The 24,117-nt window shown below is 68.6% G+C and carries 17 protein-coding genes; 5 read left to right on the plus strand and 12 right to left on the minus strand.

Going from position 1 to position 24,117, the window contains the following annotated elements; genetic code table 11:
* Positions 1 to 38: 38 nt before the first annotated feature.
* The 5 genes from AQI94_RS30485 to AQI94_RS30505 all read right to left on the minus strand — a co-directional run bounded on the left by AQI94_RS30485 (position 39) and on the right by AQI94_RS30505 (position 6,096).
* Positions 39 to 881, minus strand: coding sequence for a fumarylacetoacetate hydrolase family protein (locus AQI94_RS30485; protein WP_031036163.1), 843 nt, complete (start codon positions 879 to 881; stop codon positions 39 to 41).
* On the minus strand, positions 878 to 2,677 hold the full coding sequence (locus AQI94_RS30490) for a bifunctional 3-(3-hydroxy-phenyl)propionate/3-hydroxycinnamic acid hydroxylase (RefSeq protein ID WP_391269682.1): 1,800 nt from the start codon (positions 2,675 to 2,677) through the stop codon (positions 878 to 880). The genes AQI94_RS30485 and AQI94_RS30490 overlap by 4 nt, the downstream gene beginning before the upstream one ends.
* A 16-nt stretch (positions 2,678 to 2,693) precedes the next feature.
* On the minus strand, positions 2,694 to 3,188 hold the full coding sequence (locus tag AQI94_RS30495; protein WP_031036157.1) for a VOC family protein: 495 nt from the start codon (positions 3,186 to 3,188) through the stop codon (positions 2,694 to 2,696).
* 771 nt (positions 3,189 to 3,959) lie between these two features.
* Positions 3,960 to 4,937 carry an alpha/beta hydrolase fold domain-containing protein gene (locus tag AQI94_RS30500; RefSeq protein ID WP_063760142.1) on the minus strand — a complete coding sequence of 326 codons (978 nt, stop codon included), beginning with the start codon at positions 4,935 to 4,937 and terminating at the stop codon, positions 3,960 to 3,962.
* Positions 4,938 to 5,133: 196 nt separating this feature from the next.
* On the minus strand, positions 5,134 to 6,096 hold the full coding sequence (locus tag AQI94_RS30505; protein WP_031036151.1) for a PDR/VanB family oxidoreductase: 963 nt from the start codon (positions 6,094 to 6,096) through the stop codon (positions 5,134 to 5,136).
* Between the two features lie 445 nt (positions 6,097 to 6,541).
* Between AQI94_RS30505 and AQI94_RS30510 the strand changes: the two genes are divergently transcribed.
* Together AQI94_RS30510 and AQI94_RS30515 are read left to right on the plus strand one after the other, a co-directional pair.
* Positions 6,542 to 7,162 carry a TetR/AcrR family transcriptional regulator gene (locus tag AQI94_RS30510; RefSeq protein ID WP_031036148.1) on the plus strand — a complete coding sequence of 207 codons (621 nt, stop codon included), beginning with the start codon at positions 6,542 to 6,544 and terminating at the stop codon, positions 7,160 to 7,162.
* A 121-nt stretch (positions 7,163 to 7,283) separates the two neighbouring features.
* Complete coding sequence (locus AQI94_RS30515; RefSeq protein WP_078902549.1) at positions 7,284 to 9,908, plus strand: MMPL family transporter; 2,625 nt, start codon at positions 7,284 to 7,286, stop codon at positions 9,906 to 9,908.
* A 214-nt stretch (positions 9,909 to 10,122) separates the two neighbouring features.
* Here the strand turns inward: AQI94_RS30515 and AQI94_RS30520 are convergent, their stop codons facing one another.
* The 7 genes from AQI94_RS30520 to AQI94_RS30550 form a co-directional block, all read right to left on the minus strand.
* Positions 10,123 to 10,962, minus strand: coding sequence for an IclR family transcriptional regulator (locus tag AQI94_RS30520; protein ID WP_051831866.1), 840 nt, complete (start codon positions 10,960 to 10,962; stop codon positions 10,123 to 10,125).
* A 137-nt stretch (positions 10,963 to 11,099) separates the two neighbouring features.
* The gene (locus AQI94_RS30525) at positions 11,100 to 12,302 is read right to left on the minus strand and encodes an MFS transporter (RefSeq protein ID WP_078902548.1); all 1,203 of its coding nucleotides are present in this window, start codon (positions 12,300 to 12,302) and stop codon (positions 11,100 to 11,102) included.
* A gap of 279 nt (positions 12,303 to 12,581) precedes the next feature.
* Complete coding sequence (locus AQI94_RS30530) at positions 12,582 to 13,976, minus strand: aldehyde dehydrogenase family protein (protein WP_037940883.1); 1,395 nt, start codon at positions 13,974 to 13,976, stop codon at positions 12,582 to 12,584.
* A 121-nt stretch (positions 13,977 to 14,097) separates the two neighbouring features.
* Positions 14,098 to 15,333 carry a M24 family metallopeptidase gene (locus AQI94_RS30535; RefSeq protein ID WP_031036134.1) on the minus strand — a complete coding sequence of 412 codons (1,236 nt, stop codon included), beginning with the start codon at positions 15,331 to 15,333 and terminating at the stop codon, positions 14,098 to 14,100.
* Positions 15,330 to 16,679, minus strand: coding sequence for a Rieske 2Fe-2S domain-containing protein (locus AQI94_RS30540; RefSeq protein WP_051831865.1), 1,350 nt, complete (start codon positions 16,677 to 16,679; stop codon positions 15,330 to 15,332). Before AQI94_RS30540 ends, AQI94_RS30535 begins: the two co-directional genes overlap by 4 nt.
* Before the next feature lie 40 nt (positions 16,680 to 16,719).
* The gene (locus tag AQI94_RS30545; RefSeq protein WP_051831864.1) at positions 16,720 to 17,073 is read right to left on the minus strand and encodes a hypothetical protein; all 354 of its coding nucleotides are present in this window, start codon (positions 17,071 to 17,073) and stop codon (positions 16,720 to 16,722) included.
* Complete coding sequence (locus AQI94_RS30550) at positions 17,073 to 18,305, minus strand: aromatic ring-hydroxylating oxygenase subunit alpha (RefSeq protein ID WP_051831863.1); 1,233 nt, start codon at positions 18,303 to 18,305, stop codon at positions 17,073 to 17,075. The genes AQI94_RS30545 and AQI94_RS30550 overlap by 1 nt, the downstream gene beginning before the upstream one ends.
* A gap of 253 nt (positions 18,306 to 18,558) precedes the next feature.
* On the opposite strand from AQI94_RS30550, the gene AQI94_RS30555 reads away from it, so the two are divergent.
* The 3 genes from AQI94_RS30555 (at position 18,559) to AQI94_RS30565 (ending at position 24,117) form a co-directional block, all read left to right on the plus strand.
* Positions 18,559 to 19,998 carry a carotenoid oxygenase family protein gene (locus AQI94_RS30555; RefSeq protein ID WP_031036127.1) on the plus strand — a complete coding sequence of 480 codons (1,440 nt, stop codon included), beginning with the start codon at positions 18,559 to 18,561 and terminating at the stop codon, positions 19,996 to 19,998.
* A gap of 482 nt (positions 19,999 to 20,480) precedes the next feature.
* Positions 20,481 to 21,767 (plus strand): dolichyl-phosphate beta-glucosyltransferase, encoded by a 1,287-nt coding sequence (locus tag AQI94_RS30560; RefSeq protein WP_078902546.1) that lies wholly within the window; start codon positions 20,481 to 20,483, stop codon positions 21,765 to 21,767.
* A gap of 46 nt (positions 21,768 to 21,813) precedes the next feature.
* Positions 21,814 to 24,117, plus strand: a complete 2,304-nt coding sequence (locus AQI94_RS30565) for an ArnT family glycosyltransferase (protein ID WP_031036123.1) — start codon at positions 21,814 to 21,816, stop codon at positions 24,115 to 24,117.

A 24,117-nucleotide genomic window follows, 5' to 3' on the forward strand; every position in this document is an offset into this window, starting at 1 on the left:
CATCGTAACGGGTGGTGGGGTGTCTTGGGCACCAGGCGTCACAAGCGGTCCTTGACCACTGTATTGCGCAGTTCGCCGATCCCCTCGACCACCGTGACGAGTTCCTGCCCCGGCCGGAGGAAGACCTTGGGGTCGCGGCCGGCGCCCACGCCTCCCGGGGTACCCGTGGCGATCAGGTCGCCCGGCAGCAGCGTGATGATGGTGCTGACGTACGCGATGATCGTGGCGACATCGAAGAGCAGGTCCGCCGTGTTGGACTTCTGCATCGTGGTGCCGTCCACGAGGCAGCTGATCGTCAGCCCGGACGCACCGCGCGGCAGTTCGTCCGGTGTGACGAGCGAGGGTCCCACAGGGGTGGTGGCCTCGAAGGTCTTGCCGGACAGGAACTCACGGGTGCGATGCTGCCAGTCCCGGACGGTGACGTCGTTGACGACGGTGTAGCCCGCGACATGCGAGAGCGCCTGGTCCGGCGACACGTGACGTGCGCGGTGTCCGATCACCACACCGAGCTCGGCCTCCCAGTCCAGGTCGTCGCTCACCGGAGGGATGTGCACGTCGTCGTGGGGTCCGACGAGGGAGCCGTCGTACTTGGCGAAGAGTGTCGGATGGGCTGGGGTCGCGCGGCCCATCTCCTTGATGTGGGTGGCGTAGTTGAGGCCCAGACAGACGATCTTGTTCGGGTGCGGGACGACGGGGGCGAGGGAAGCGGTCGACAGAGAGACGCGGTCGCCGCCCACGGCGGTCGCGCGTTCAGGCCAGTCGTCGCCGCTCGACAGCAGTTCGCCGACGTCGGAGTAGGGCAGGAGAACGAGCTCGTCCCCTTCCTGGCGGGCGGCCGCTGTGCCGCGCTCGTCGTGCAGTCGGACGGTGCTGAGCCTCATCGGGGCCCTCCTTGGGTGTGGGACGCGCTTTCGGTGACGGGGTGCGCGGTCGGTGCGGGCCGTGGTCGGACGACCTCGTGACTGATCTCCGCCGGGCCGTCCGGCGCGGCAGGGGACACGTCGGGCCCTGCGGCGGGCGCGAAGCGACGCAGGCTGTGCGAGACACGCTCTGCCTGGTCGCCCGGGAACACGGCCGCGATCAGCCGGTCAGGGCGCACCAGCAGGAAGTGTCCCGTGAGCCCGCCGAACAGGGCCTGGAGCCGGCCGTCGGCATCGGCTACGGCGGTGCGCCCCGGGCGGTCGCGGGGATAGCGGTCGTCGAGGACGACGGACACCCGCTTGCCCGCGGGCAGGCCGGTGTGCGCGGCGGTGTTCCAGTCGGCGTCGGTGACGCCCACGCCCAGCAGGCTCCAGCCACGGCCGAGCACGTCGTCGAGCCGGGTCACCTGGAGGTGCGGACCGTGCAGGACACGCGGCTGCGGAAGAAAGGTCCCCACCAGTGACCCGTATCTGCCGTCGAAGGGGACGACGGCGCCCGAACGAACGCGGGTGTTCGGCCGGTAGCGCATCTCGGTGAGGTACCGGCGCCCCTGCGGGGTGTGCATGGCGGTGCGCACCATCAGGTCGCGCAGCCGCGCCCGGCCGCGGCTGGTCGTCATGACGATGCGGCCGAGCCGGACCGAGAGGTCGATGACCGCCTGGGCATGTGGGCGGCGTTCGGTGTCATAGGTGTCGAGCAGGGCGTCTCCCGACCGTCCGGCCAGGACGTCGGCGAGCTTCCAGCAGAGGTTCGCCGCGTCTCGCACGCCGGAGTTGAGTCCCTGGCCCGCGAAGGGCGGCATCATGTGCGCGGCGTCGCCCAGAAGGAAGCAGCGTCCGTCGCGCAGACGGTCGGCCAGCAGGGCGTTGAACGTGTACGACACCGCGCGTTCGACCTGGTCCGGGGTGATCTCGCGGTACGGCCGCAACAGATCGCGTACCAGTTCGAACGGCGGGGGATCGCCGGCCACGCCCTCCCCGGGGTGCAGCAGGAACTCGTAGCGGCACCGGCCGTCGCGGCCCGGCACGATGACCGACGGGCGGGTGGGGTCTCCCATGTGCATGCCGTAGCGCTGGTCGTGGGGATCTCCCACGGTGTCGGCGACCAGCCACACGTCGGGAAAGCTGCGCCCCTGCATGGGGATGGACAGCAGTTCCCGGACGGTGCTGCGTCCGCCGTCGCATCCGAGGACGTACGAGACGTCGAAGTGCTCGACCGGTCCCGTGCCCTCGCTCGGACCGACTCCGACCCGTACCCGGTCGGGCTGCTGTTCCAGCGAGAACAGCCTTGTGCGGAACCGGGTTTCGACGTCGGGGCGGTGGCCCAACTCCTCGACCAGCACGCGCTCCAGGTCGGGTTGGGCGAAGGGGTTCTTGAACGGGTGCCCGAACCGCTGGTCGCCGAGGCCGCGGGCGTGCACGAGCGGTCGGCCACCGACGTCGAAGTACTTCGTCCCCGTGCCGGGCACGATGATCGGGTAGACCGCCCCGTCGATGCCGGCCGACTGCAGCGTGCGCAGCGACTCGTCGTCCAGACTGATCGCCTTGGCGTCGTCGCTCGTTGTCGGATTGCGCTCGACGAGCAGGACGCGTACGCCGAGCGAGCCGAGCAAATGGGCGGCCGTGAGCCCCGTCGGACCTGCGCCGACCACGAGTACGTCGGCTTGCACCGGGGTCGCCGCAGCGATTCTTCGCCGCGGTTCCGGATGCGGTGACTGGGGGTTGTTCATGGGTGGGACTCCATCGGTCGGCGGCATGCGAGGGCGCGGTGGGCTACTGGACCGGCTGGTAGGCGGGACCGCCCTCGGTCAGCAGCCGCTCCACGTCGGCCATGACGTCGGCGGGCTCCTGGTCGAGGTCGAGGCTCTTGCGGAACGGCTGTCGCACGTCGCGCTCCACCCGCAGATACACCTCGTTGCGGTTGCCCTCAGGGTCGAAGAAGTAGATGCCGATCGCGTTGCCGTGGGTGACTTCCTGCTGCACCTCGATGCCCTCGGCGCGGAACCGGTGGTGGAACTCGATGACCGTCTCAAGGGAGTCCACCCGCCACGACACCTGATGCGTGAGCTTGGCGCCGTCGTGGGCGGTCCGCCCGCGCTGCAGGACGAACTCGTGGTGTTCCTCCTCAGGGCGGGAGGAGAGGAAGACGATGCCCAGCTCCTCGTCCTCGTCGGTCACGGTCAGGCCGAGGACCCGCGTGTAGAAGTCGCGCATCGCGTCGAGGTCGTGAACCCAGAAACCGGTGTGACCGAGACCAGTAATCGCCATGGCGTGTCTCCTTTTTCAGGATCAGAGTCTTGTTTTACAGGACAATAGGTGGATGTCGAGCGGGACGTCAACTGTTGACCGAGGTAAGTGCGCGGCGTGCGGCGCTGATGCCGGGGAGAGCGCGGACCCGTGCGCACCATCACGAGCAGGGTTGTGGCCCAGGACGTGGTCCAGGAGGTCGCGCGCGGCTGGGTGCCGTTTCACGGACCGGGCGCGGGTGCCCCAGACACAACGGCCACGGCCATCGCGGCTGATCAGGCACATCACGGCCGCGTCCAGGGTGTGCCAGGAATCGGGACTCCGGACGTCGTCCGGGGCTCCGATGCGGCTACGCCGGCGTAACCGTCACGGCGGCCACGGCTGTGTGGGCGCCTGGTCAGCGGGCATCAGGATCTCGATGAGGCCGAGCAGCAGGCGGTCCGCCAGGCCGTGTGGGACTCACCGGCCCTGCGACTCAGGCTGTCCAGGCGGCTACGACCGGGCTGGGGGTGGGCATATGTCAGCATCGCTGACGCCTGTCCTGCGATCGTCCGGACGAGCGGGTCGTCGATCAGGACGCGGAGCGGTGCGGCTCTGGTGGGGGAGACTTCGCCTACGACCACGCACCGGAGAAGGCCGATATCGCTCCATGGCAGCGAACTGCACATCCTGCGCTGTCATGGGTCTGAGCCCGAGCAGGACGCCCACCGTGCGCTGTTCGGGCCTGACGCAACGTCTTCACGCCGACCCAGGAACTTCTCGATTCGCAAGTAGCGCGACGTGCGCGACGATTCAGCTGTCGTCGGTGACTGGGGAACGCGATGCCTCAGCACCCGAGGAGGCCGATCCACGACCAACCCCTTGCAGAAAAGCATCGATCCGGTCGTTCGCCTGATCGGCGAGAGGGATGGGAAACGCCGTGAAGCCGTGCGTGCCGCCGGGATAGACGGCCAACTCGGCCTGATTTCCCGCGGCGACCCAGCGACTGTGCATGAACAACGTGTCGTCCAGGAACGGGTCCAGGGTGCCGACGGTGAACAGCGCAGGTGGAAGGTCCCGCAGATCCGCGAACATGGGTGACAGATCGGGGTCTCTGCGTAGCCCGGTCCGAGGCGCTACCGCGTCGGTGCACGCCCGAATGTTGTCCGTAGTCACCGGTACCGCGTCGGCGCCGAGCAGGGTCTGGCTCGGGGGCATGGAGAGGTCGAAATCACCGAAAACCAGATTCGCCGCCTGAAAGACTGTACATCCCAGCCTCTCGCGCAACTGGACGAGAACGGCGGCTGCGAGTGTTGCTCCCGCGGATACGCCGCCGATCGCGAGCGCGTCCGTTCCGAATGCGGTTCGGGCATTCTCGATCACCCATATCGCGGCGGCTTCCGCGTCGTCCCATGCGGCAGGGTAGGGGTGCGCGGGCGCCAGTCGGTAGTTCACGTCGATGCATGCGAGGCCAGTGTTCTGGGCGATCCGCTCGAACGCTCGGTCTGACTGCTCCGCGCTGCCGCTGACGAAACCACCACCATGGAAGTGAAGGTAGACGCCCTGGGGCCGGTCCGGAGCTATGACTCGCAGAGTCAGTTCATGGCCGCCCTTTCCCGCGATGTCCAGAGTGCGGGCGCGCTTCGAAGGCTCTGTGGGGGGCACCGGAAGGCGGCCGCTCGCCTCGTTGGCGGGCGTGCTCTTCACCAGCTCGCGAAGCCGATCGTTGAACTCGGCCGTTTCGGGCGCGATCGCGGTTGCCCGAAACAGCGCTGCGTCTAGCGTGCTCATCTGGTCCTGTCCGGGATCCTTCGTACTTCACTGACTTCGATGTCCTGTAATGCGGGACGCCGGTCTGTTTACTGGGACAAGTTAAGCTCGCAGTTACTACCTCGTCAAGCGTCCGGCGCTTCATGGCCCTGCATCCTTGATCGCGCAGACGGGCTGGGCGCGACCCATGGGTGTGCAGCGAGGTTTCTCGCTGTCGTCAGAGGTCGAGCAGCAGCCTGGGACAGGCGGCCCGGGACACGCAGATGAACATGGTGTCGTTGGTCGCCTGCTCGGCCGGAGTCATCAGCGAGTCACGATGGTCCACTTCCCCCGCGAGAACACGTGTCTCGCAGGTGCCGCATATCCCTTCCCGGCAAGAGGCGAGGGCGGGGATCCCGGCCTCTTCGACCACTTCCAGAACGGACTTCTCCGGAGGCACGGTGAGGGTCACTCCGGTCGTGGCCAGCTCCACTTCGAATGTCTGGGTGAGCGCGGGCTCGCCGGCATCCCGCGAGCTGAACCGCTCCAGGTGCAGTGTTCCCTCGGGCCAGTCGGCACAGTGCTGTTCGACCGCCCTGAGCAGCGGTTCGGGGCCACAGCTGTACACGAGCGTGTCCGGTTGAGGGGTTCCGAGGATCCGATGCAGGTCGATGAGGCCGACTTCGTCCTGCGGATACGGTGTCAGCCTGTGCCCGCTGGTGTCCTTGAGCGTCTCCAGGAAGGCCATGGACTCCCGGCTGCGTCCGCCGTAGTGCAGCTTCCAGTCCGCGCCGGCTGCGTCAGCTGCACGGAGCATCGGCACGATCGGGGTGATCCCGATTCCTCCGGCGATGAACACGTACCGCGGTGACGGCACGAGCGGGAAGTGATTGCGCGGCCCACGGAGACGGACCTCGACGCCTTCGGTGAGCGCCTCGTGCACATGTCGAGATCCGCCACGGCCTGTCGGCTCCCGGAGTACGGCGATCCGCCAGGACGACCGGTCCGAGGGGATGCCGCACAGGGAGTACTGACGAGTCATGCCATCGGCCAGTTCGACGTCCACATGTGCACCAGGTGCCCACTCCGGCAAGTCGGCGCCGGACGGATCGTCCAGTTCGAGGACGACCACACCCTCGGCACCGTCCCAGCGGGCAGCCACGATCAGGTCCAGTTTCACTTCGTCAGGATTGCTGTACATATATCGACTTTCACGGGAACGGGCATTTCTCCGTCGAACCGCGTCTTCTCTGCCACTACGGCAAGCGTGATCGCGACCGGCTCGCCTTCCAGGCGCTCCACCATCTGCCCCGCGCGGTCCTGAGGAGGGGGCTCGGGAAACGTGTCGGTTACGACTGGCTGCTTCCCGGGACGAGAAGTACAGCACAGCTGGACGCCTGCTGGTGTGCCGTGGGTGTTTGCCTCGGAGCTGTCGCTCTCACATCGGGCACATAGGTGTAGGTGTTAGCGTCCGTGATCCGTTCGGTCCAGGTGTGACGGGTCATGTGCAGGTGTGCGGCATCGTCCCGCTGGAGCCCTAGGACGCGCAATGTAGCGTACGAAACGGTTTCGTTTTCATCCTGGTTGGCGTATGGTCATGGCTGTGCGGCATCCGTACGAAACCGTTTCGTTCAGATGGGAGTGTGATGGTCGAGGCTGCAACGTCGCGTCGAGGTCGGATCACACCCGAGCGCGAGGCCGAGCTGTACGCGGCCGTGCTCGATCTGCTGCGTGAGGTCGGCTATGGCCCCCTGACCATGGACGCCGTGGCAGCACGCATCCGATGCAGCAAGGCGACGCTCTACCGCCAGTGGGGCGGCAAGGCCCAGCTGATCGTCAAGGCGATGCGTCACAACAAGCCCGCCGGCGTCAGAGGCGTCGACACCGGGTCGCTGCGGGGGGACTTCCTGGCTGCGCTGTCCATCGAGGACGACTCGGCCATGGAACGGAACTCCGCGCTGATGCGCGGCCTGGTCATGGAGGTACACCACAACCCTGACCTCGGCCGGGCGTTCCGGGAACTGCTCATCGAACCGGAACGGGCCGAATTCAACCGGGTGTTGCAGCTCGCCGTCGACAGAGGCGAGATCCGTGCGGACAACCCTGCGTTGGCCTATGCGCCGCACATGCTCATCGGCGCCTACTTCGCCCGCACCCTGCTCGACGACCGCCCGCCGACGCGGGCGTTCCTGGCTGAGTATGCCGACGCCGTCCTGTTCCCCGCCCTCGGCGTCGGGCGCTCCCCGTCTTCCCGTCCCCAGCAGTAGCCGCTCTCCAGCCGTACCTGGCACAACCTCCCCTCTTGCCTCCAGGGCACAGAAGGGTCCCCACCGTCGTCGGGCCTGCCCTCTGCCCTGAACCATCCACGACTGACCGGGAGAACGTCCCGTGGCTACCTTCCTGTACAAACTCGGCCGATTCGCCTTCCGGCGACGGCACTACATCGCCCTGTTCTGGGCCGCGCTGCTGGCCGCCGCCTGCGTCGCCGCCTTCAACGCGCCGGCCGCAGGCTCATCGTCCTACGCCATCCCCGGCATCGAGTCCCAGAAGGCCTATGACCTGCTGGCGCAGCGTTCGCCCGGCTCCAGCGCCGACGGAGGGAGCGCCAACGTCGTCTTCAAGGCTCCCGCGGGCGAGAAGATGACGGACGCCGACAACAAGGACCTCGTCGAGCAGACCGTGAAGGACCTCGGCACGGGTCCCGAGGTCGAATCCGTCACCGACCCGTTCACGCAGCACAACGCGGTGAGCAAGGACGGGACGATCGCCTACGCGCAGGTGAAGTACACCGCCCCGGCCAAGGAACTGAAGGACTCCACCAAGGACTTCCTTGAGAAGACGGTGGAGGAGTCCCGGCACTCCGGGGTCACCGTGGAGATCGGCGGTGACGTGCTCGACGAGTCGCCCGAGACCGGTATCGGAGAGGTCATCGGTGTCGCCGTCGCCGCGGTGGTCCTCGTCGTCACCCTGGGCTCGCTCGTCGCGGCCGGGCTGCCGCTGTTGACCGCTCTCATCGGGGTGGGTATCGGAGTCGCGGGCATCACGGCCCTCGCCAACGCGCTCGACCTCGGCGACACCACCTCCATCCTGGCCATGATGATCGGCCTTGCCGTCGGTATCGACTACGCCTTGTTCATCCTCTCCCGTTACCGAGGTGAACTTGCCGAGGGCCGCGAACGCGAGGACGCGGTCGGACGGGCCACCGGCACGGCGGGCTCGGCAGTGGTCTTCGCCGGGCTGACGGTCGTGATCGCCCTCGTCGGCCTCTCGGTCGTCGACGTCCCGGTGCTGACCAAGATGGGTATGGCGGCGGCGGGCACGGTCGTGCTCGCTGTGCTGATCGCCCTCACGATGGTCCCCGCGATGATCGGCTACGTGGGCCGGAAGATCCAGCCTGCAGGCAGCAAGAGCAAGCGGTTCGGCGGCAGGAAGGCGCGCGAGAACACCGAGGGCAAGCCCAACATGGGCACCCGCTGGGGAAGCTTCGTCGTCCGACGGCCCGCCGCCGTCCTGGTGCTGGGCGTGGTCGCCCTGGGGGTGATGGCCGTCCCGGTGACCCAGCTGCAACTCGGCCTGGGCGACGACAGCACGAAGCCGGAGTCCACGACGCAGCGAAAGGCCTACGACCTGCTCTCGGAAGGCTTCGGCCCCGGCTTCAACGGCCCGCTGATGGTCGTTGTCGACACCAAGGAGAGCAGCGACCCGAAGGCGGCCGCCACCACGGTGACCGACGAGATCAAGGGCCTGAAGGACGTCGCGACGGTCACTCCGGCGTCGTTCAACAAGGCCGGTGACACGGCGACGATCACCGTCATCCCGGACTCCAAGCCTTCCTCGACGCAGACCGAGGACCTGGTGCACGCCATCCGTGACAAGGCCGACGGCATCAAGGCGGACACGGACGCCCGGGTTCTGGTCACCGGCACGACGGCGATGAACATCGACTTCTCGCAGAAACTGACCAACGCGCTGATCCCCTACCTGGCGTTGGTGGTCGGCCTCGCCTTCCTGCTCCTGATGGTGGTCTTCCGCTCGATCCTCGTACCTCTGAAGGCGGCCCTAGGCTTCCTGCTGTCGGTGCTGGCGGCGCTGGGCGCCGTGGTCGCGGTCTTCCAGTGGGGCTGGCTGGCAGGTCTGCTCGGCGTCGAGGAAACCGGTCCGATCATGTCGTTGGTGCCGATCTTCATGATCGGCGTGATCTTCGGCCTGGCGATGGACTACGAGGTGTTCCTCGTGACCCGGATGCGTGAGGCCTACGTCCACGGCGAGGAGCCCAAGCAGTCGGTGGTGACCGGCTTCAGGCACAGCGCACGCGTGGTCACCGCCGCCGCGATCATCATGATGGCCGTCTTCGCCGGCTTCATCAGCTCCAGCGAGTCCATGATCAAGATGATGGGCCTCGGGCTGGCCTCCGCGGTCTTCTTCGACGCGTTCATCGTCCGCATGGCCATCGTCCCGGCCGTCCTCGCACTGCTCGGGAAGAGCGCCTGGTGGCTGCCCAAGTGGCTGGACCGCGCCCTGCCCAACGTGGACGTCGAGGGCGAGCGCCTTCGCGCACAGGACCAGCGCGAGAGCGGGAACACGCAGGCCCCGACCGCCGAGCCGCCGTCGGAGCGGCAGCCGGTCCTGGTCGGCGCCGGTGCCCTGCGGAAGTCGGCGGAGGCCGAGCCGCAGGCCACATACGCCTCCACGGGGAGCGTCGACCCGGTTCCCGCGTCGGACGGGCCGTCCATCGAGGGCCAGGTGCGCGGCCGGGAGGGCACGGGCGTCGCCGGCGCCACGCTGACACTGATCTCCCTGACCGGACGTCAGCTTGGCCGGACCGTCACGCAGTCCGACGGCAGGTACTCGATGCCGACGCCGGGCTCCGGCTCGTACGTCCTGACTGCGGCGGCCGACGACCACCAACCGCGGGCCGCCACCTTGGAGGTGGGCGAGGAGCCGCTGGCGTACGACGTGCTGCTGGCCGGGACCAGCGGGACGGACGACGAGGGCCAGTCGAGGGCGCGTTGATTGCTGTCACCGACGTGCGCGGACGAGTGCCGGCGACTGTCGGGTCCGTTGCCTAAGGTGCTTGCTCCGTCGGCGACTTGCCTGCGGTGATCCCACCATGGTGCCGCTTGCCGATCGTCAAGACGGCCGCTTCATCCGGGAACAGACGCGGATGAAGCGGCCGTTCGGCTCGACCTGGCTGCTGAGCAGATGCCCAGGGGCCGTCTGTTCGCAGTCACGAGGCAGGTGGTGCGTCGTGTGCGTCGTGTGCGCCGGATTCGGGCAGCGTGTCGACCGGCGGCACCGTCGAGACCTGCTGCCGTGCCGCGTTGAGTGAGGCGACGATGTCCTGCTCGCGGCCGTGAAAGCGAATGGCGGGGACCGGGACGGAGAGCGCCGCCAGTGTGCCGTAGGCGTCCTGGGCGGCAATGGCGACGGCGCACACGCCGGGAGTGCTCTCCTCCAGATCGAAGGCCACGCCTGTCCGTCGGACCTCCCTGAGCTCGTCCAGGAGGGCCGCCCGGCGCGTGGTGGTGGCGGGGGTGAGCCGGGCCAGGCGCGCCGGAAGCAGGCGCGCGACCTCCGCATCGCTCAACTTCGAGAGGACTGCTTTCCCGTTGGCCGTGCAGTGCAGCGGCAAGCTGCTTCCCACCACAGACACGGCGCGCAAGGTGTGCCGGCCCTCGATCGAGTCGGTGATCCTCAACCGGCCGGATTCCAGGACCGCGAGGTCAACGGTTTCCTTGAGCGTCTGGGCAAGGTGCTCCATCGCCGGCCTGAGCAGGGAGCGGATTTCCGGGCGGCCGGCCTCGGCCCATCGCACCAGCTCGGGACCGATGCGGACGCGACCAGTGGCAGAGGCGGCAACCAGTACGCCCTCGACCTCCAGGGCGGAGACCAGCCGATGAATCGTCGAGCGCGGGAGCCCGGTGCGTTCGGCGAGCTGGGAGAGGCTGAGCCCCTCTCGCTCGCCGGCGAGGGCGCGGAGCACCGCGACGGCCCGCCCGATGATCTTGATACTGCCGTCGCCACCGTCCTGTGCGGCGACTTCCGTGTGTGTGGCGTCAGGTGTCACTCGCCCAGTATGCGGCTGCCGCGCGGGACAGAGCCGTCCCGCCTACCGGACAGCCCTGACCGATGTGTTTCGCCGCTCCTGTTTCCCCTTGTCCCGCAGTGCCGCGGTCGCGCGGCACTGCGGGACAGCCGCGTCTCCTACGACAGGTTCGAGCGGGGTGGTGTCGTGAACTCGCCGTCACACTGCGGGCCCGGGGTGAACGGCGGTGGCAGCTGGGTGATGTGCCCGACGTCCGCGACGGTGCCGGCGTGCTCCTGAAGGGCGGGGTGGGGAAAGGCATCGAGCACACGCGGTGCCACACCGAGTGTCAGCGACCGGCAGTAGCCGTCGGCGATCCACACACCGATCAGCGGCATGACGAAGGAGAGGGGCTGGCCTGCGAGGAGGCTCAGCACCACGGCCAGGGTCAGTACCGCGGTGGGCGGATAGAGCAGGATGAAAGCCATGGCGGCCCGGGCGGTCCCCGAGCGGGACGTGGACATCTCGCTCCGATGGATCGCCATGGTGGTCACGACGAAGATCGCCACGACCGCGCCCGCGCTCAGCGCGGCGTTGAAGCGCAGGTCGACGGAGTCGAGACCGCCGAGGCCTGACCAGGCGATCAGGTTCGCTCCGATGACGACGACGGCCGTCCACACGATGACCGGCCGGCTCGGCCTGCGGAGTCCGTCGTGGCCAGGGGCCGGCACGGACATGTCGGCGCCGCGTGGCAGGAGCCACAGGCACAGGGCAAGAGCGATGATTCCCAGGCCCGCTCCGAAGGCGGTGAGCAGGCGCCAGGCGTTCTCGGTCGGCAGCGCGCCCGCCGTGTTCTGGGTGACGAACCCCGCGATGGGTATTCCCAGGGGCGCGATGAGGAGTGCACGCCTGGCTCGGGTGGCCGCGGCCGCGCGGGTGCGCCTGCCTTCGGGGGCGGCGTCTTGGCGAGCGGCCCCGATCCTGGTGGCGGATTCCTTGACGAGACTCAGTGTCAGTGGAAAGGCGAGGCCGGTGCCGATTCCGGCGAGCATCCTGAGAAATCCCAGCTGCCAAGGGGCGGTTGCGAGAGCGGAGACCCCCGACCAGAGCGTGAGCCACAGCAGTGCGGCGAGCGTCGTCCGCCGGAGCCCGAGGCGCCGGGCCAGCGGCATTGCGGCGTGCATCCCTGCCAGTACGCCCAGAAAGGCCGTGCTCCCGATCAGACCCGCAGTGCTCGGTGACAGGTGCCACCCGGGCTCGGTCCGCAGGGAATCGAGGACGTTGGGGAACGCGACGAGCTGGTAGCTCTGTGTGGCAAGGAGGAGTAGTCCGAGTGGGACCAGACTGCGGCCAACAGGTGGTGTGACGGTGTCGGACGGCATGCCGGCCTCCAGATGGGAAACGGAAGAGAGGGACCAGAGCCCGGGGTATGAACCTGAGGTCGTCGGGAGGACGGTGCATCGCCGAGCATGCGCGTGTTGCCGGGGTTCGGGGGAAGTCGACACCGGCCCGGGTTCTCCGCACGGGGGCTGGCCCTCGACCTCCAAGGTCGAGGGCTTCGCCCTGCTCACGCCACGGTGCGTAAGGCCCGGGTGGGGAACACGTCTTCGGGGTCCCGCATGAGCACCCTTCTTTGACGCGTCCCCCTGGTGAAACTCGGCTCAGCTGCCGCGGACGACGTGCAGCACCTTGGTCTCGGTGTAGGACAGCAGGCCGGCCAGTCCACCGGCCACCCCGAGGCCACTCCACTTGTGCCCGCTGAACGGCACGCCCGGCGCCGGCATGGCGTGTGTGTTGACCCAGGAGGTCCCGCATTCCAGCCGGGCCGCCACCGCCGCGGCACGCTCCGGGTCCGCGCTCCACGCCGAGCCGTCGAGCCCGAAGTGCGTACGGTTGGCCCGGGCCACCGCGTCGTCGATGTCGTCGTACGGGATCACCGGCAGAACGGGCCCGAACTGTTCCTCGTCGACGACGCGCACGCCGTCCTCGAGATCCCTCAGGATGGTCGGCGCGAAGAAGTAGCCGTCACCGTCCAGGCGCCGGCCTCCGGCGGCCGCGATGGCACCGCCTGCCAGCGCGTCCGACACCAGCTCCTGGACCCTGGCGAACTGCGGCGCGGTGGCGAGCGGTCCCATCCGGACACCGGGGAGCATGCCGTCACCCACCTCGACCGACCGCGCCCGGTCCGCCAGGGCGTCGACCACCTCGGTGTACCGGGCGCGCGGTACGTAGAGACGTTTCAGCGCCGCGCAGATCTGGCCGCAGTTGACGAAGGCGCCCCAGAACAACTTGTCGGCGTGGACGTCGAGGTCGAAGTCGTCGAGGAGGATGCCGGCGTCGTTGCCGCCCAGTTCCAGGGTGATGCGCTTGAGGTCGGGCGCAGCCGACGCCGCCACGTGCTTTCCGGCGGCGACCGAGCCCGTGAACGACACCTTGCGAACTGTGGGGTGTGCGGCGAGCTGTGCACCCAGCGGGTCCTGACCGCTGACGACGTTCAGCACGCCAGGCGGCAGCGCGTCACGCAGCACGACACCGAGTGCGAGCGAGGACAGCGGAGTGAAAGGAGACGGTTTCAGTACCACCGTGTTGCCCGCCAGCAGAGCCGGCGCGAACTTCATCGCGGCCTGGATCAGCGGGACATTCCACGGGGTGATCGCCGCGACCACGCCCATGGGCTGGTGCAACACCTCGATCCGCTCCTCGTCGTCGTCCCGGATCACCTCCCGCGGCAGGTCGAGGGCGGCCGTGCCCCGCAGGGTCATCGCGGTCACCATGACCTCGAAGTGGGCGTCGGCCAAAGGCTTGCCCTGCTCCATGGTGAGCAGGGTGGCGAGCTCCTGGGCGCTCTCCTCGATACGTGCGGCCGCGGCCAGCAGCGCGCCGCGGCGAGCGCCTATGTCATCGCGCCACAGCGGGAAGGCGTCGGCGGCTGCCTGCACCGCCTCGTCCAGCTGGGCCGGTGAGCAGTCGGGCGCCTGGGCGAACACCCGGCCGGTGGCGGGGTTGCGCACCCCGAAGGTTTCGACGGTGTGGACGTCCTTGCCGCCCACTGTCATCGGATGGCTTTGCTCGGACACGGTGTCTCCTGGAGTGCGGGGCGGCCGGTGCCGTCAGAAAGGTGAAGAGGGTGGGGGTGAGATCGGCGAGTACCGCGGGCGGAACCGGGTCTCGGTGCCGTCAGGACACGACGTGCATGCGGCAGGGAACGGTGTTGAGCTCATCCGGTGCGTTCTCGCCCACGACGACGGTGCCGCCGATGTTGACCCGGTGCTGTCCCGTACAGGCGTTGGGTTCGAAAGCGAACGCCATGCCGGGGACGAGTTCCAGGTCGGAGATCGGCTCGACGGTACGGAACACACGGCGGGTGTCCTGGCCGGGGATCTGCTCGGCGTTCAGCGCGATGTGCCCCGCGAAGGCCGCGGGAGCGAGACTGTGCATGAGGGGGGTCATGTTGTAGTGGCCGGCCTTCAGAAGGGGCTCGCTCATGGCCCGGGCGACGTCGAGGAAGGCGGCTCCCGGACGCAGGGCTCGAAGGCCGGCGTCGTAGCAGTCGCGGGCGACGTCGTGGAGCGTGTGCAGCACCTTCGGCACCGGCTCGACCGCGACGGACATCTGGACCTGGGTCTCGAACCCGCCGTAGCACGACATGATCTCGGCCTGGACCAGGTCGCCGGGCTGAACCGTCCGGGAGGGGCCGCCGGCGTAGGTCCAGTAGGGCGGCGCCCAACCCGGGTCGTCCGCGCCGACACTCATGATGACGTGGGGGTAGGTGGTGGTGCACGAGTTGCGGTGGAGGACCTCCACGGCTGCCGCGTAGATCTCGGCCTCGCGCACGCCGGGCCGGATCATCTCCAGCATGGTCTGGCAGGCTTCCTCGGCCGTCTGGGCGGCGAAGCGGACCAGTTCCAGTTCCTGCGGCGTCTTGGGCAGCATCGTCTGGGCGAAGTCGAGTGACATGTCCTCGAATTCGGCCTCGGGCAGGTTGCTGAGGACGTAGTCCCACATCATGTGGGTGATCAGGCCCTCCATTTCCCCCGCCGAGCTCCCGGTCATGCCGACCACGCCGATACGACTCGACGTCAGCCCCTCCTCGGTGAGTGCCTGGACCACCCCGCGGCCGAACGGACCGACGCGCACATCGTCGATCCAGAAGCGCACGTCCCGCATGTTCGCGGCCAGGCGGCGGGTATAGCGGTGGTGGGTCCAGGTGAGGTGGACGGGGTCGCGGTCGGCGAAGAAGACGACCACGCCGTCGAGGACCTCGTTGGCGAGGTAACCCTCGTACCGTTCACGGCCCTTGAGCCCGAAGACGAGCAGGCAGTCGAGGTCCTTGTCCCGCATGAAGTCACGCGTGCGCTGCCAGCGCAGCTCGCGGGCGGCGAAGGGAAGGACGGGATACTGCTTCGCGGTCATGCCTGTGCCCCCTCGGTCGCCTCGACGAGATCGCTCTCCAGGATCCTCGGATCGGCGCCGGCCGCCTCTGCCACGTCCCGGTAGAACTGCAGCCAGTCGGTGCCCTCGGGGACATGACCGCCGCCGGCCATGAGGCCGCGGGTGAGGTCGGTGTCGTCCAGAGTCGGCGGGAGGTCCCCGGTTGTCGCGTACGTGTCGACGGCCTTCAGGAGGCGCCGCCGCGTCCGGCTGATCATCAGGTCCGAGGCGGACAGGTGCTCGTAGGTTCGGTCCACGACGGGGCCCATGCTTTCAGTGATCATCTTGTCCTGAATCTGGATACCTTGCACTCCGGTGTAGTTGCCCTTCGTCTGGGCGTCCCGGTCGAGGTAGTAGTTGTTCTCCTCGGACGGGGTGAGCCGCCACCGGCCGTACCAGTCCTGGTCGTTGTTGGGCTGGAGCAGGTCCGCCATGCGGACCTTGACACCCGGCAGCTCCCCGACGGTGGAGTGGAACGCCGACCTGCCGTCCACCAGCGCCCGAGGCCGGCTGAGCTGGAAGATCATGGAGTGGGTGTCGTCCATCGGCAGCCAGAACCGCACGACGGGCTCCTCGACCTCGAAGGGGTTCTGGCCGGGGATGGTCCAGGACGGCAGCAGCTGCTGGGTGTAGTGCCAGTAGTCGGGGGCGAAGCTCGCCGGCCTGCGGTGGGCCTCCATGGTGCCCCCGACGGTGTTGACGACCTTGGTCTCCACGGCCCTGCCACTGGTGACCCACTTGAGGACGAAGTGCTCGCCGACGTCCTCGGGGTCGTGGCCGCCGTGGTGGAGGAAGGCGAGATGGGCCGCGTCGATGTCCCCCTCCATGCCCTGGAGCCAGTTGCATTCGCGCAGCCACATCTGGATCTCCAGCTCCTCGTCGTCGGCGACCACGCCGATCGCGGGCAGCGGCGGCGGGGTCTCGCGCGACCCCATGTAGATCCAGACGACGCCGTTGCGTTCCCGCACCGAGTAGGCCTTGGCGCGTACGCGGGTGGGCACGCGTCCGTTCGCACTGCTCGGGATGTCGGTGACGCGGCCCTCCACGTCGAACATCCAGCCGTGGTAGGAACAGCGCAGACCACCGTTCTCGTTGCGGCCGTAGAACAGGGAGGCGCAGCGGTGCGGACAGCGGTGGTCGAAGATGCCCATGCGGCCGCCGCTGTCGCGGAAGCCGACGAGGCGCTCGCCCAGTGCCATCAGGCGGATCGGGGCACCATCGGCCTCGAACTCGGAGGACCGGGCTATCGGCAGCCAGAACTGGCGGAAGAACTCCCCGGTCGGACTGCCGGGGCCGACCTGTGTCAGCTTGGCGAAGGGGTCAGTCATGGAGCGATCCATCTCTGTGCGAGGCCGGTGGGTATTCCGATCACCAGGCGCGTGCGGGCCCGACCAGGTTCATCCCGTCCAGCGGATACAGGTCGCTGACCTCTGGTGTGGCCCACCCGAGGTCGACCGGGTGGGTGACCTCGGCGAAGGTCAGGGCGAGCTCGAAGAGGGCCTGCTCCCGCGGGGGCATGTCGTCGAGGGGGAAGGCGTTGAGATGGTTCACCACCGCTTCGATACGGGGGAGCATGGTGGCGCACAGGTCACGCAGCTCCTCGATGTCGGCGGAGACCATCGCCTCCATACGTTCCTGTGCGTCGCGCAGGCGCCACCGCTCCAGGAAGCGCTCCAAGTCGGCGAATCCGTCGGGAAGTCCGGCTTCCGCGGAGAGGTCCATCACTTGTCTCCGATCATGTCGTCGATGAGTCCGTAGCGGTGCTGGAGCGCGAACTCCTGCAGGGAGAGGTAGAGATCGCTGATGGCACCCGACTCGAGGCCGCGCTGCACGTCCTCCATGGCGGCCAGGTCCTCCCGGGCCACCGTGTACTGCAGGGCCCGCGAGTACGCCTGGGCCAGGCGGTCGCCGGCGTGACGGGCCTTGCGGGCGTAGACGTCGAAGACGACACGTGTGTGGTTGCGGTCGATCGGCCAGACCGTGACGGTGCTGTACCAGTGCGAGCCGTTGAGGACGGCCACATTGGGGAACTGCCACACGATGTCGAAGAACCAGGGGTGGTAGCGGGTGCGGTTCACCGCCGGCGGCAGCATGGAGAAGTCGGTCTCGACCGCCGGTGTCTGCTTGCGCCCCAGGTCGTACAGGGTGCCCTCGACGGGTGGGCTGACGTAGTCGGGGTTGGACGGGTTGCTGGAGCGGATGTGGCGGTCGTACATGTCGATCACGGGCTTGTGTCGCATCGGGTTGCTCTTGCCGGCCAGCTTCGGCTGGGTGCGGCGATGCAGGAAGACGGTGTGGTACCCCTCCGAGAAGGCGTCCATGGCGATGTTCCAGTTGGCCCGGACGTCGATGGAGAAGCAGCTGGTCTTCTCCATCTCGCTGTAGTAGTCGTCGAAGCCCTCGGCGAGCTCTCCCAGCCAGCCGTCGAGCGGCTCGGGGTCGTCGCTGAAGTTGGCGTAGATGAGGCCGTACCGGATCTCGACGTGGATCGGGACCAGTCCGAGGCGGGACTTGTCGAGGGAGCGGAACTGCTTCTCGTCCGGCACCGAACGCAGTGATCCGTCACCGGTGTACGACCAGCCGTGGAGCCAGCAGGTGTGCGCGGACGACGTCCCTTCGGCGAAACCACAGGCCGTGGGGATCACCTTCTTGCCGCGGTGGCGGCACACGTTGTGGAACGCCCGCACCTCCCCGTCCCGGCCCCGCTGGACCAGCACCGAGATGTTGAAGGTGGGCACATCCAGGACGTAGTAACTCCCGGGCTTGGGAAGGTCGTTGATGTTTCCGACCAGGAACCAGGACGGACGGAAGACCTTTTCGACGACTGCGTCGTGGTACTCCTGCGTCAATTTCTCCTTGACGGACACGACGTCACGCAGGCCCGCGAACGGGTTGGGCGGGGACGGGGTCCCGTCGGCGAGGGGGGAAGCAGGGCTGACAGCGGCTTCAGACATATGATCTCCATAAGTTAGGACGCTAGTCCTGTCATGAGGGACCGTATGGGAAAGGGGGCGGGCCTGGCAAGAGAAGCGACTCCGGACGCCTTTTCCTGCAGGCAGGTTGACTGCGCTCGTGCCCGGACTGCGTCTCGATTCGGCTTGACCTCCTCTTTGGTGCGGCTATACGGTCCCCACAGTGTCCTACGGTGACAGAAGTTATTCCTAACTATCAGGACATGCTCAGGTACATGGCAAAGAGGAGGCGTCCATGTGGGACCCCAGCAACATGTTTCTCAACGGGCCGTACGCACCTTGGCGTGAGGAGGGCGAGGCCTTCGACCTGGAGATCGAGGGCCGACTCCCTGACGGGCTGAGCGGTGCCCTGTTCCGGGTCGGCCCGAGCCCGCTCTACCGCCCGCAGAATCCGAGCCGGTACCACTGGTTCGACGGTGACGGCATGGTCCACGCCCTCTTCCTGCGTGACGGCCGGGCGGCCTACCGCAACCGCTACGTGCAGACCGCGGGCCTGATGGAGGAGAGGGAGCTGGGTCGGGCGATCTACGGCGGTTTCATGAACGGCAGGGACACCCCCCTGCCGCCCGGCAAGTTCCCGAACAACCCCGCCAACACGCACGTACAGCTGTACGGGGACCGTCTGCTGGCCTTCTGTGAGGGCTACCCGCCGCGCGAGTTGCGACCGGACACCCTGGAGACGGTCAGTGAGCAGTACAACTTCCGCGGCGGAGTCGTCGGCCCCCTGACCGCGCACCACAAGGTCGATCCGACGAACGGCGACTTCCTCACCTTCGGCAACATGGACGGCGCGATCACCTGGTATCGAGCCGACCGCCACGGGAACATCCTCGACCGTCACTCGGTCGACCTGGGGTTCCCCGCCCTCACCCATGACTACGCCGTCACCACCGACTACGCGATCTGGCTGGTCAGCCCGGCGACGGCACGCTTCGAGCGCATCATGAACGGTCAGCCTTCGACGGTCTGGGAGCCGGAGAAGCTGGACCAGTGCCGCTGGGCCGTCATGCATCGCAGGACAGGCGAGGTGACGTGGGTGGAAGCCTCCGACGCCTTTTCCACGTCGCACTTCCTCAACGCCTATCAGGACGGCACGAAGATCATCGTCGACGGACACCGCGTCGGCCAGTTCGGTCCCACCCTGAAGGACCTGGAGTCACCGCCGCCGGGCGGGGACTGGAACTGGTGGTTCAAGGAGATCATCACCACCCCCTGGCGCTGGGAGCTCGACCTCGCCACGGGCAAGAGCAGGGACATCGAGGTCACCGACATTCAGGGAGAGTTCCCCCGGATCAACGACCAGCGAGCGGGCCTGTCCCACCAGTACGGCTACTACACGACGACACGTGGAGCCGGCGACTGGTTCACCGACGGCCTGGCCAAGCACGACTACGTCACGGGCGAGACGTCGATGCAGACACTCGACGGTGTCCTGACCTCCCCGGGCGAGCCCGTCTTCGTGCCCCGCCCCGGCGCCCAGGCCGAGGACGACGGCTGGCTGCTGTCGATCTGGTGGGACCCGACCACCGACCGCAGCGAGGTCATCGTCCAGGAAGCCCAGGACTTCACCGGCACGCCCATCGCCCGGATCAAGCTCAACCACCGGGTCCCCATGGGCTTCCACGGCAGCTGGTCCGACGCGGCCGAGCTCGACGCCGCGGTGCGCGGCGCCTGAGTCATCGGTGATTTCCCTGGTCGGCGGGGCGCTTCGGCTCCCCGTCGGCCGTCGCATGCCCGCACTCGGCTCAGCACCGCGGCCGCGGGATCAGCTGGAGGCCGGCCTGTCGTCCGGCACGTGTTCGGGTCTGGAGACGGTACAGCTCGACGGGCCGCGCAGGGCGCCCTCGTCCGGTCGGACGAGGCGGTACCGGAGTGACAGCCGAGAGTGGCATTCAGCAGAACAATTCAGCCACTGCCGTTCGGGCGCCGTGCCGTGGGCCACGGCGGAGTCTGTGGGGCGGCAAGGGGGGTTGAGGCAGCGCCGCCCGAGGCGGCGAATGTCTGCCGTAGCGCTGGGATCCGGCCACCGTGACCTGACTCTCTGTCAGTTCTCGCTTTCCTCTCCCGGGTCTCCCAGTGGCGTGGGTGAGAGTCGTGCTCTGTTCGCGATCAGCCCCCTGGAGCCGCCCCCCATGTCCCGTCTCGCCTGAGGAAGCCATGTCACCCACCCCCCACAGCACGGCTTTCCCGCACAGCCCCGGTCGGACCGTGGCCTTCCAACCCCCGGGCGGGCCCGCCCACGCCGGCTCCGGCACGGCGAGGGTGGAGATCGTCGTGCCCGTCCACAACGAGGAACGCGCTCTGCCCGGCTGCCTGCGTACCCTGCACGCACGGCTTGCCGAGGGCTTCCCGTTCCCCTGGCGCATCACCGTCGCCGACAACGCCAGCACGGACGGCACGCTCACCGTCGCCCGCCGCCTCGCGGCGGAACTGCCCGGCATCGACGTCGTACACCTGGACCGCAAAGGCCGCGGCCTGGCCCTGCGCAGCGTGTGGGGGTGCAGCGACGCGGACATCGTGGCCTACATGGACGTGGACCTGTCCACCGGTCTCGACGGGCTGTTGCCGCTCGTCGCCCCGCTAGCCACAGGGCACTCCGACATAGCGATCGGCAGTCGGCTGGCGCCGGGCGCGCGTACCGTGCGCGGGCCGCGCCGCGAGTTCGTCTCCCGCTGCTACAACGCGATCATCCGGCTCACGCACGGCGTGCGCTTCACCGACGCCCAGTGCGGATTCAAGGCCGCCCGTACGGAGGTGCTGCGCCCTCTGCTGAAGGTGACCCGGGACGACGCCTGGTTCTTCGACACCGAACTGCTGCTGCTCGCCGAGCACAACCGGCTGCGCGTCCACGAGGTGCCGGTCGACTGGGTGGAGGACGTCGACACCAGGGTCGACGTGGTGAGCACGGCCACCGACGACCTCAAAGGGCTGTGGCGGATGGCGCGGCTGAAGGCGTCCGGTGCCGCCCGCGTCGAACTGCCCCGCCGCCCCGCACCGGCCGCCGAGCACCCGGACGCCGTCCTCGCACCGCCCACGGGGCGGGGCGTGCTGTCGTGGGAGGTCGGCTGCTTCCTCGCGATCGGCATCGCCTCGACCATCGGGCAGGCGCTGCTGTACTGGCTGCTGCGCGGCTGGTGGGAGCCGGCAGCCGCCAACCTGGTGTCGCTGCTGCTCCTGACGGTGCTGAACACCGAGGCGAACCGCCGTCTCACCTTCCGGCAGGCCGAAACGCGGCCCGCGCGGGCCCATCTGGGCGCGGGTGGCCTGTTCGTGCTCGGTTACCTGGTCACCTCCGGGGCCGTGCTGTGGTTCAGGCACACCGACCCCGGGGCCTCGGCGGCCGCCGAGACCGTCGTCCTGGCTGTCGCGTCCGTCGCGGTCACCGCCGTCCGCTTCGCCGTGCTGCGGCTCGCTGTCTTCCGCAGCAAGACCACCACCGCCTGACCCGAGCCCCGCCCCCGAGACTTCTGACGAGAGCTGAATTCCTTCCATGAACGAGTCCCACCGGACCCTGTCCGTCACGCCGGTGTCCGACGGTCCCCCGAAAACGCCTCCTCGCTCCCTGCCCGCCTGGGCGGCGCCGGCTGCTCTCGGCGCGACCCTGTTCGTCGCAGCCGTGCTGTACGGCTGGGCGCTCGGTTCGCTGGGCTGGGGCAACAGCTATTACTCCGCTGCCGTGAAATCGATGGGGAAGAGCTGGACCTACTTCCTTTTCGGCTCCTACGACCCGGCCGGAGTCGTCACCATCGACAAGCCTCCCGCCGCGCTGTGGCCCCAGGTCGTCAGCAGCAAGATCTTCGGGCTGCACGGGTGGGCGCTGATCCTCCCGCAGGTGATCGAGGGCGTGGCCGGCGTGTTCGTGCTGCACCGCACCGTGCGCCGCTGGGCGGGGGAGCCGGCCGCGCTGCTGGCCGCCGTGGTCCTCACCCTCACCCCCATCACCGTGGCCATCAACCGGGACAACAACCCCGACACCCTGCTCGTCCTGCTGCTGGTTTCGGCGGCGTACGCGCTCACCCGTGCCCTGCAGGCAGGCGGCCGGGCGGCGACCTGGTGGCTGTGCGCGAGCGGGTTCCTGATCGGGTGCGGGTTCCTCACCAAGATGCTCGCCGCCTGGATGGTCGTCCCCGCGTTCGCTCTCGCCTGGCTGGTGGGGGGTGGGGGAGCGTGGGCCGCCCGGGTGTGGAGGTTGCTGACCGCGGGTGCGGTGCTGGCGGTGTCCTCACTGTGGTGGGTCGCGATGGTGGCGCTCTGGCCGGGGGACCGGCCGTACATCGGCGGCAGCGAGGACGGGTCGGCCTGGGACCTGGTGGTCGGGTACAACGGCCTTGGCCGGGTCTTCGGCTCCAGCGACGGCTCGTCGCAGACCATGGGCGGCATGGGCGGAGGCTTCGGCGGCTCAGCGGGTCTCGGCCGCATGTTCAACACCCAGGTCGGCGGACAGATCAGCTGGCTGCTGCCGGCCTGCGCCGTAGCCCTGGCGCTCGCGGTCGTGTGCACGGTGCTGTACCGCCGCGGGCGACTGGACGGATCCGGCGTGCTGCCCGCCTCGGGTTGGCTGCTGTGGGGGACCTGGCTGGTCGTGTGCGTGGCCGTGTTCTCCACGCAGAAGGGCATCTTCCACCCGTACTACACGACCCAGTTGGCCCCGGCGATCGCTGCCCTGTGCGGTGGGATGCTGGCGTCCCTGGTCCGCGTCCACCGAGCCGGCGTGACGTGGGCTCCCTGGGCCGGTGCGGCGGCCGTGGCGGTGACGGCAGGCTGGGCGATGGTTCTGATCCGCCGTACGCCGGACTGGAACGGTTGGCTGATCTGGCCCGTGCTGCTGATCGGCTGCGCGGCGATCGCCCTCCTTCTGTCCCGGCGCGGTGGGAACCTGCTCCTGGCCGGGGCGGCTACCGCGGTGGTGTCGATGCTCGTGGCACCGGGGGCGTGGGCGGCGAACGTGTCGGCTTCCTCGGGCTCGTCGAGTCTCATGGGCGCCGCCAACCCGACGGCGGGACCCAGGAGTTCGCTGTCGGGCTTCGGAATGTCCGGCATACCTGGCCTGGGCTCGTCGGGGGATCAGGGATCGTCGGGAATGCCGTCCGGGATGCCCTCCGAGATGCCGTCCGGGATGCCTTCGGGGATGGAAGGCTTCCCCGGCGGGGGTTCCGGCTCGGGCCAGCAGAGCGGTCAGCCGTCGGGTGGGATGCCCTCCGGGATGCCGTCGGGCATGCCCGGTGGTGACCAGGGGGGCGGGATGCCGAGCGGCCTCCCGAGCGGTTTCCCTGGTGCCTCCGGTGGCTCGGACTCGGGCTCGGCCTCTGGCGGTCTGCCCTCCTTCCCCGGTGGATCCGGCGCCATGTCCGGCGGCTTCGGCGGCTCGGCACTCACCTCCGACCAGCGCAAGATGCTCAACTACGCCGTGAAGCACTCACCGAAGGCCCGGATCAAGCTCGCTGTGTCAGGCGGCGCGAGCGCCACCAACGCGTTCATCCTGAACAGTGACGCGACGGTGATCGGCATGGGCGGCTTCATGGGCGCCGACGACGCGCCCTCGGTCGACCAGCTGAAGAAGTGGACCGGGAACGGTGAGCTGCGCTACGTCGTTGGATCGGGCAACGCCGGCGGCGGAGCGATGAGCATGCCCGGCATGTCGCAGGGGAGCGCCGCCGACCGCTCACAGTGGATCTCCGACAACTGCACCAAGGTCTCGGCGTCGGCGTACGGAGGCAGTAAGACGTCTCAGCAGAACACGGGCGGTGCGGCGCTCTTCGGCGCCTCGGTGCTCTACGACTGCGCCGCTCGGTGA

It is taken from the genome of Streptomyces pseudovenezuelae (assembly GCF_001513955.1).
Lineage (GTDB): Bacteria > Actinomycetota > Actinomycetes > Streptomycetales > Streptomycetaceae > Streptomyces > Streptomyces pseudovenezuelae.

Coding starts and splice junctions, on each gene's coding strand:
- AQI94_RS30485 (WP_031036163.1), bottom strand. CDS start 881: ATGAGGCTCAGCACCGTCCGACTGCACGACGAGCGCGGCACAGCGGCC.
- AQI94_RS30490 (WP_391269682.1), bottom strand. CDS start 2,677: ATGCCGCCGACCGATGGAGTCCCACCCATGAACAACCCCCAGTCACCG.
- AQI94_RS30495 (WP_031036157.1), bottom strand. CDS start 3,188: ATGGCGATTACTGGTCTCGGTCACACCGGTTTCTGGGTTCACGACCTC.
- AQI94_RS30500 (WP_063760142.1), bottom strand. CDS start 4,937: ATGAGCACGCTAGACGCAGCGCTGTTTCGGGCAACCGCGATCGCGCCC.
- AQI94_RS30505 (WP_031036151.1), bottom strand. CDS start 6,096: ATGTACAGCAATCCTGACGAAGTGAAACTGGACCTGATCGTGGCTGCC.
- AQI94_RS30510 (WP_031036148.1), top strand. CDS start 6,542: ATGGTCGAGGCTGCAACGTCGCGTCGAGGTCGGATCACACCCGAGCGC.
- AQI94_RS30525 (WP_078902548.1), bottom strand. CDS start 12,302: ATGCCGTCCGACACCGTCACACCACCTGTTGGCCGCAGTCTGGTCCCA.
- AQI94_RS30530 (WP_037940883.1), bottom strand. CDS start 13,976: ATGACAGTGGGCGGCAAGGACGTCCACACCGTCGAAACCTTCGGGGTG.
- AQI94_RS30535 (WP_031036134.1), bottom strand. CDS start 15,333: ATGACCGCGAAGCAGTATCCCGTCCTTCCCTTCGCCGCCCGCGAGCTG.
- AQI94_RS30540 (WP_051831865.1), bottom strand. CDS start 16,679: ATGACTGACCCCTTCGCCAAGCTGACACAGGTCGGCCCCGGCAGTCCG.
- AQI94_RS30545 (WP_051831864.1), bottom strand. CDS start 17,073: ATGGACCTCTCCGCGGAAGCCGGACTTCCCGACGGATTCGCCGACTTG.
- AQI94_RS30550 (WP_051831863.1), bottom strand. CDS start 18,305: ATGTCTGAAGCCGCTGTCAGCCCTGCTTCCCCCCTCGCCGACGGGACC.
- AQI94_RS30555 (WP_031036127.1), top strand. CDS start 18,559: ATGTGGGACCCCAGCAACATGTTTCTCAACGGGCCGTACGCACCTTGG.
- AQI94_RS30560 (WP_078902546.1), top strand. CDS start 20,481: ATGTCACCCACCCCCCACAGCACGGCTTTCCCGCACAGCCCCGGTCGG.
- AQI94_RS30565 (WP_031036123.1), top strand. CDS start 21,814: ATGAACGAGTCCCACCGGACCCTGTCCGTCACGCCGGTGTCCGACGGT.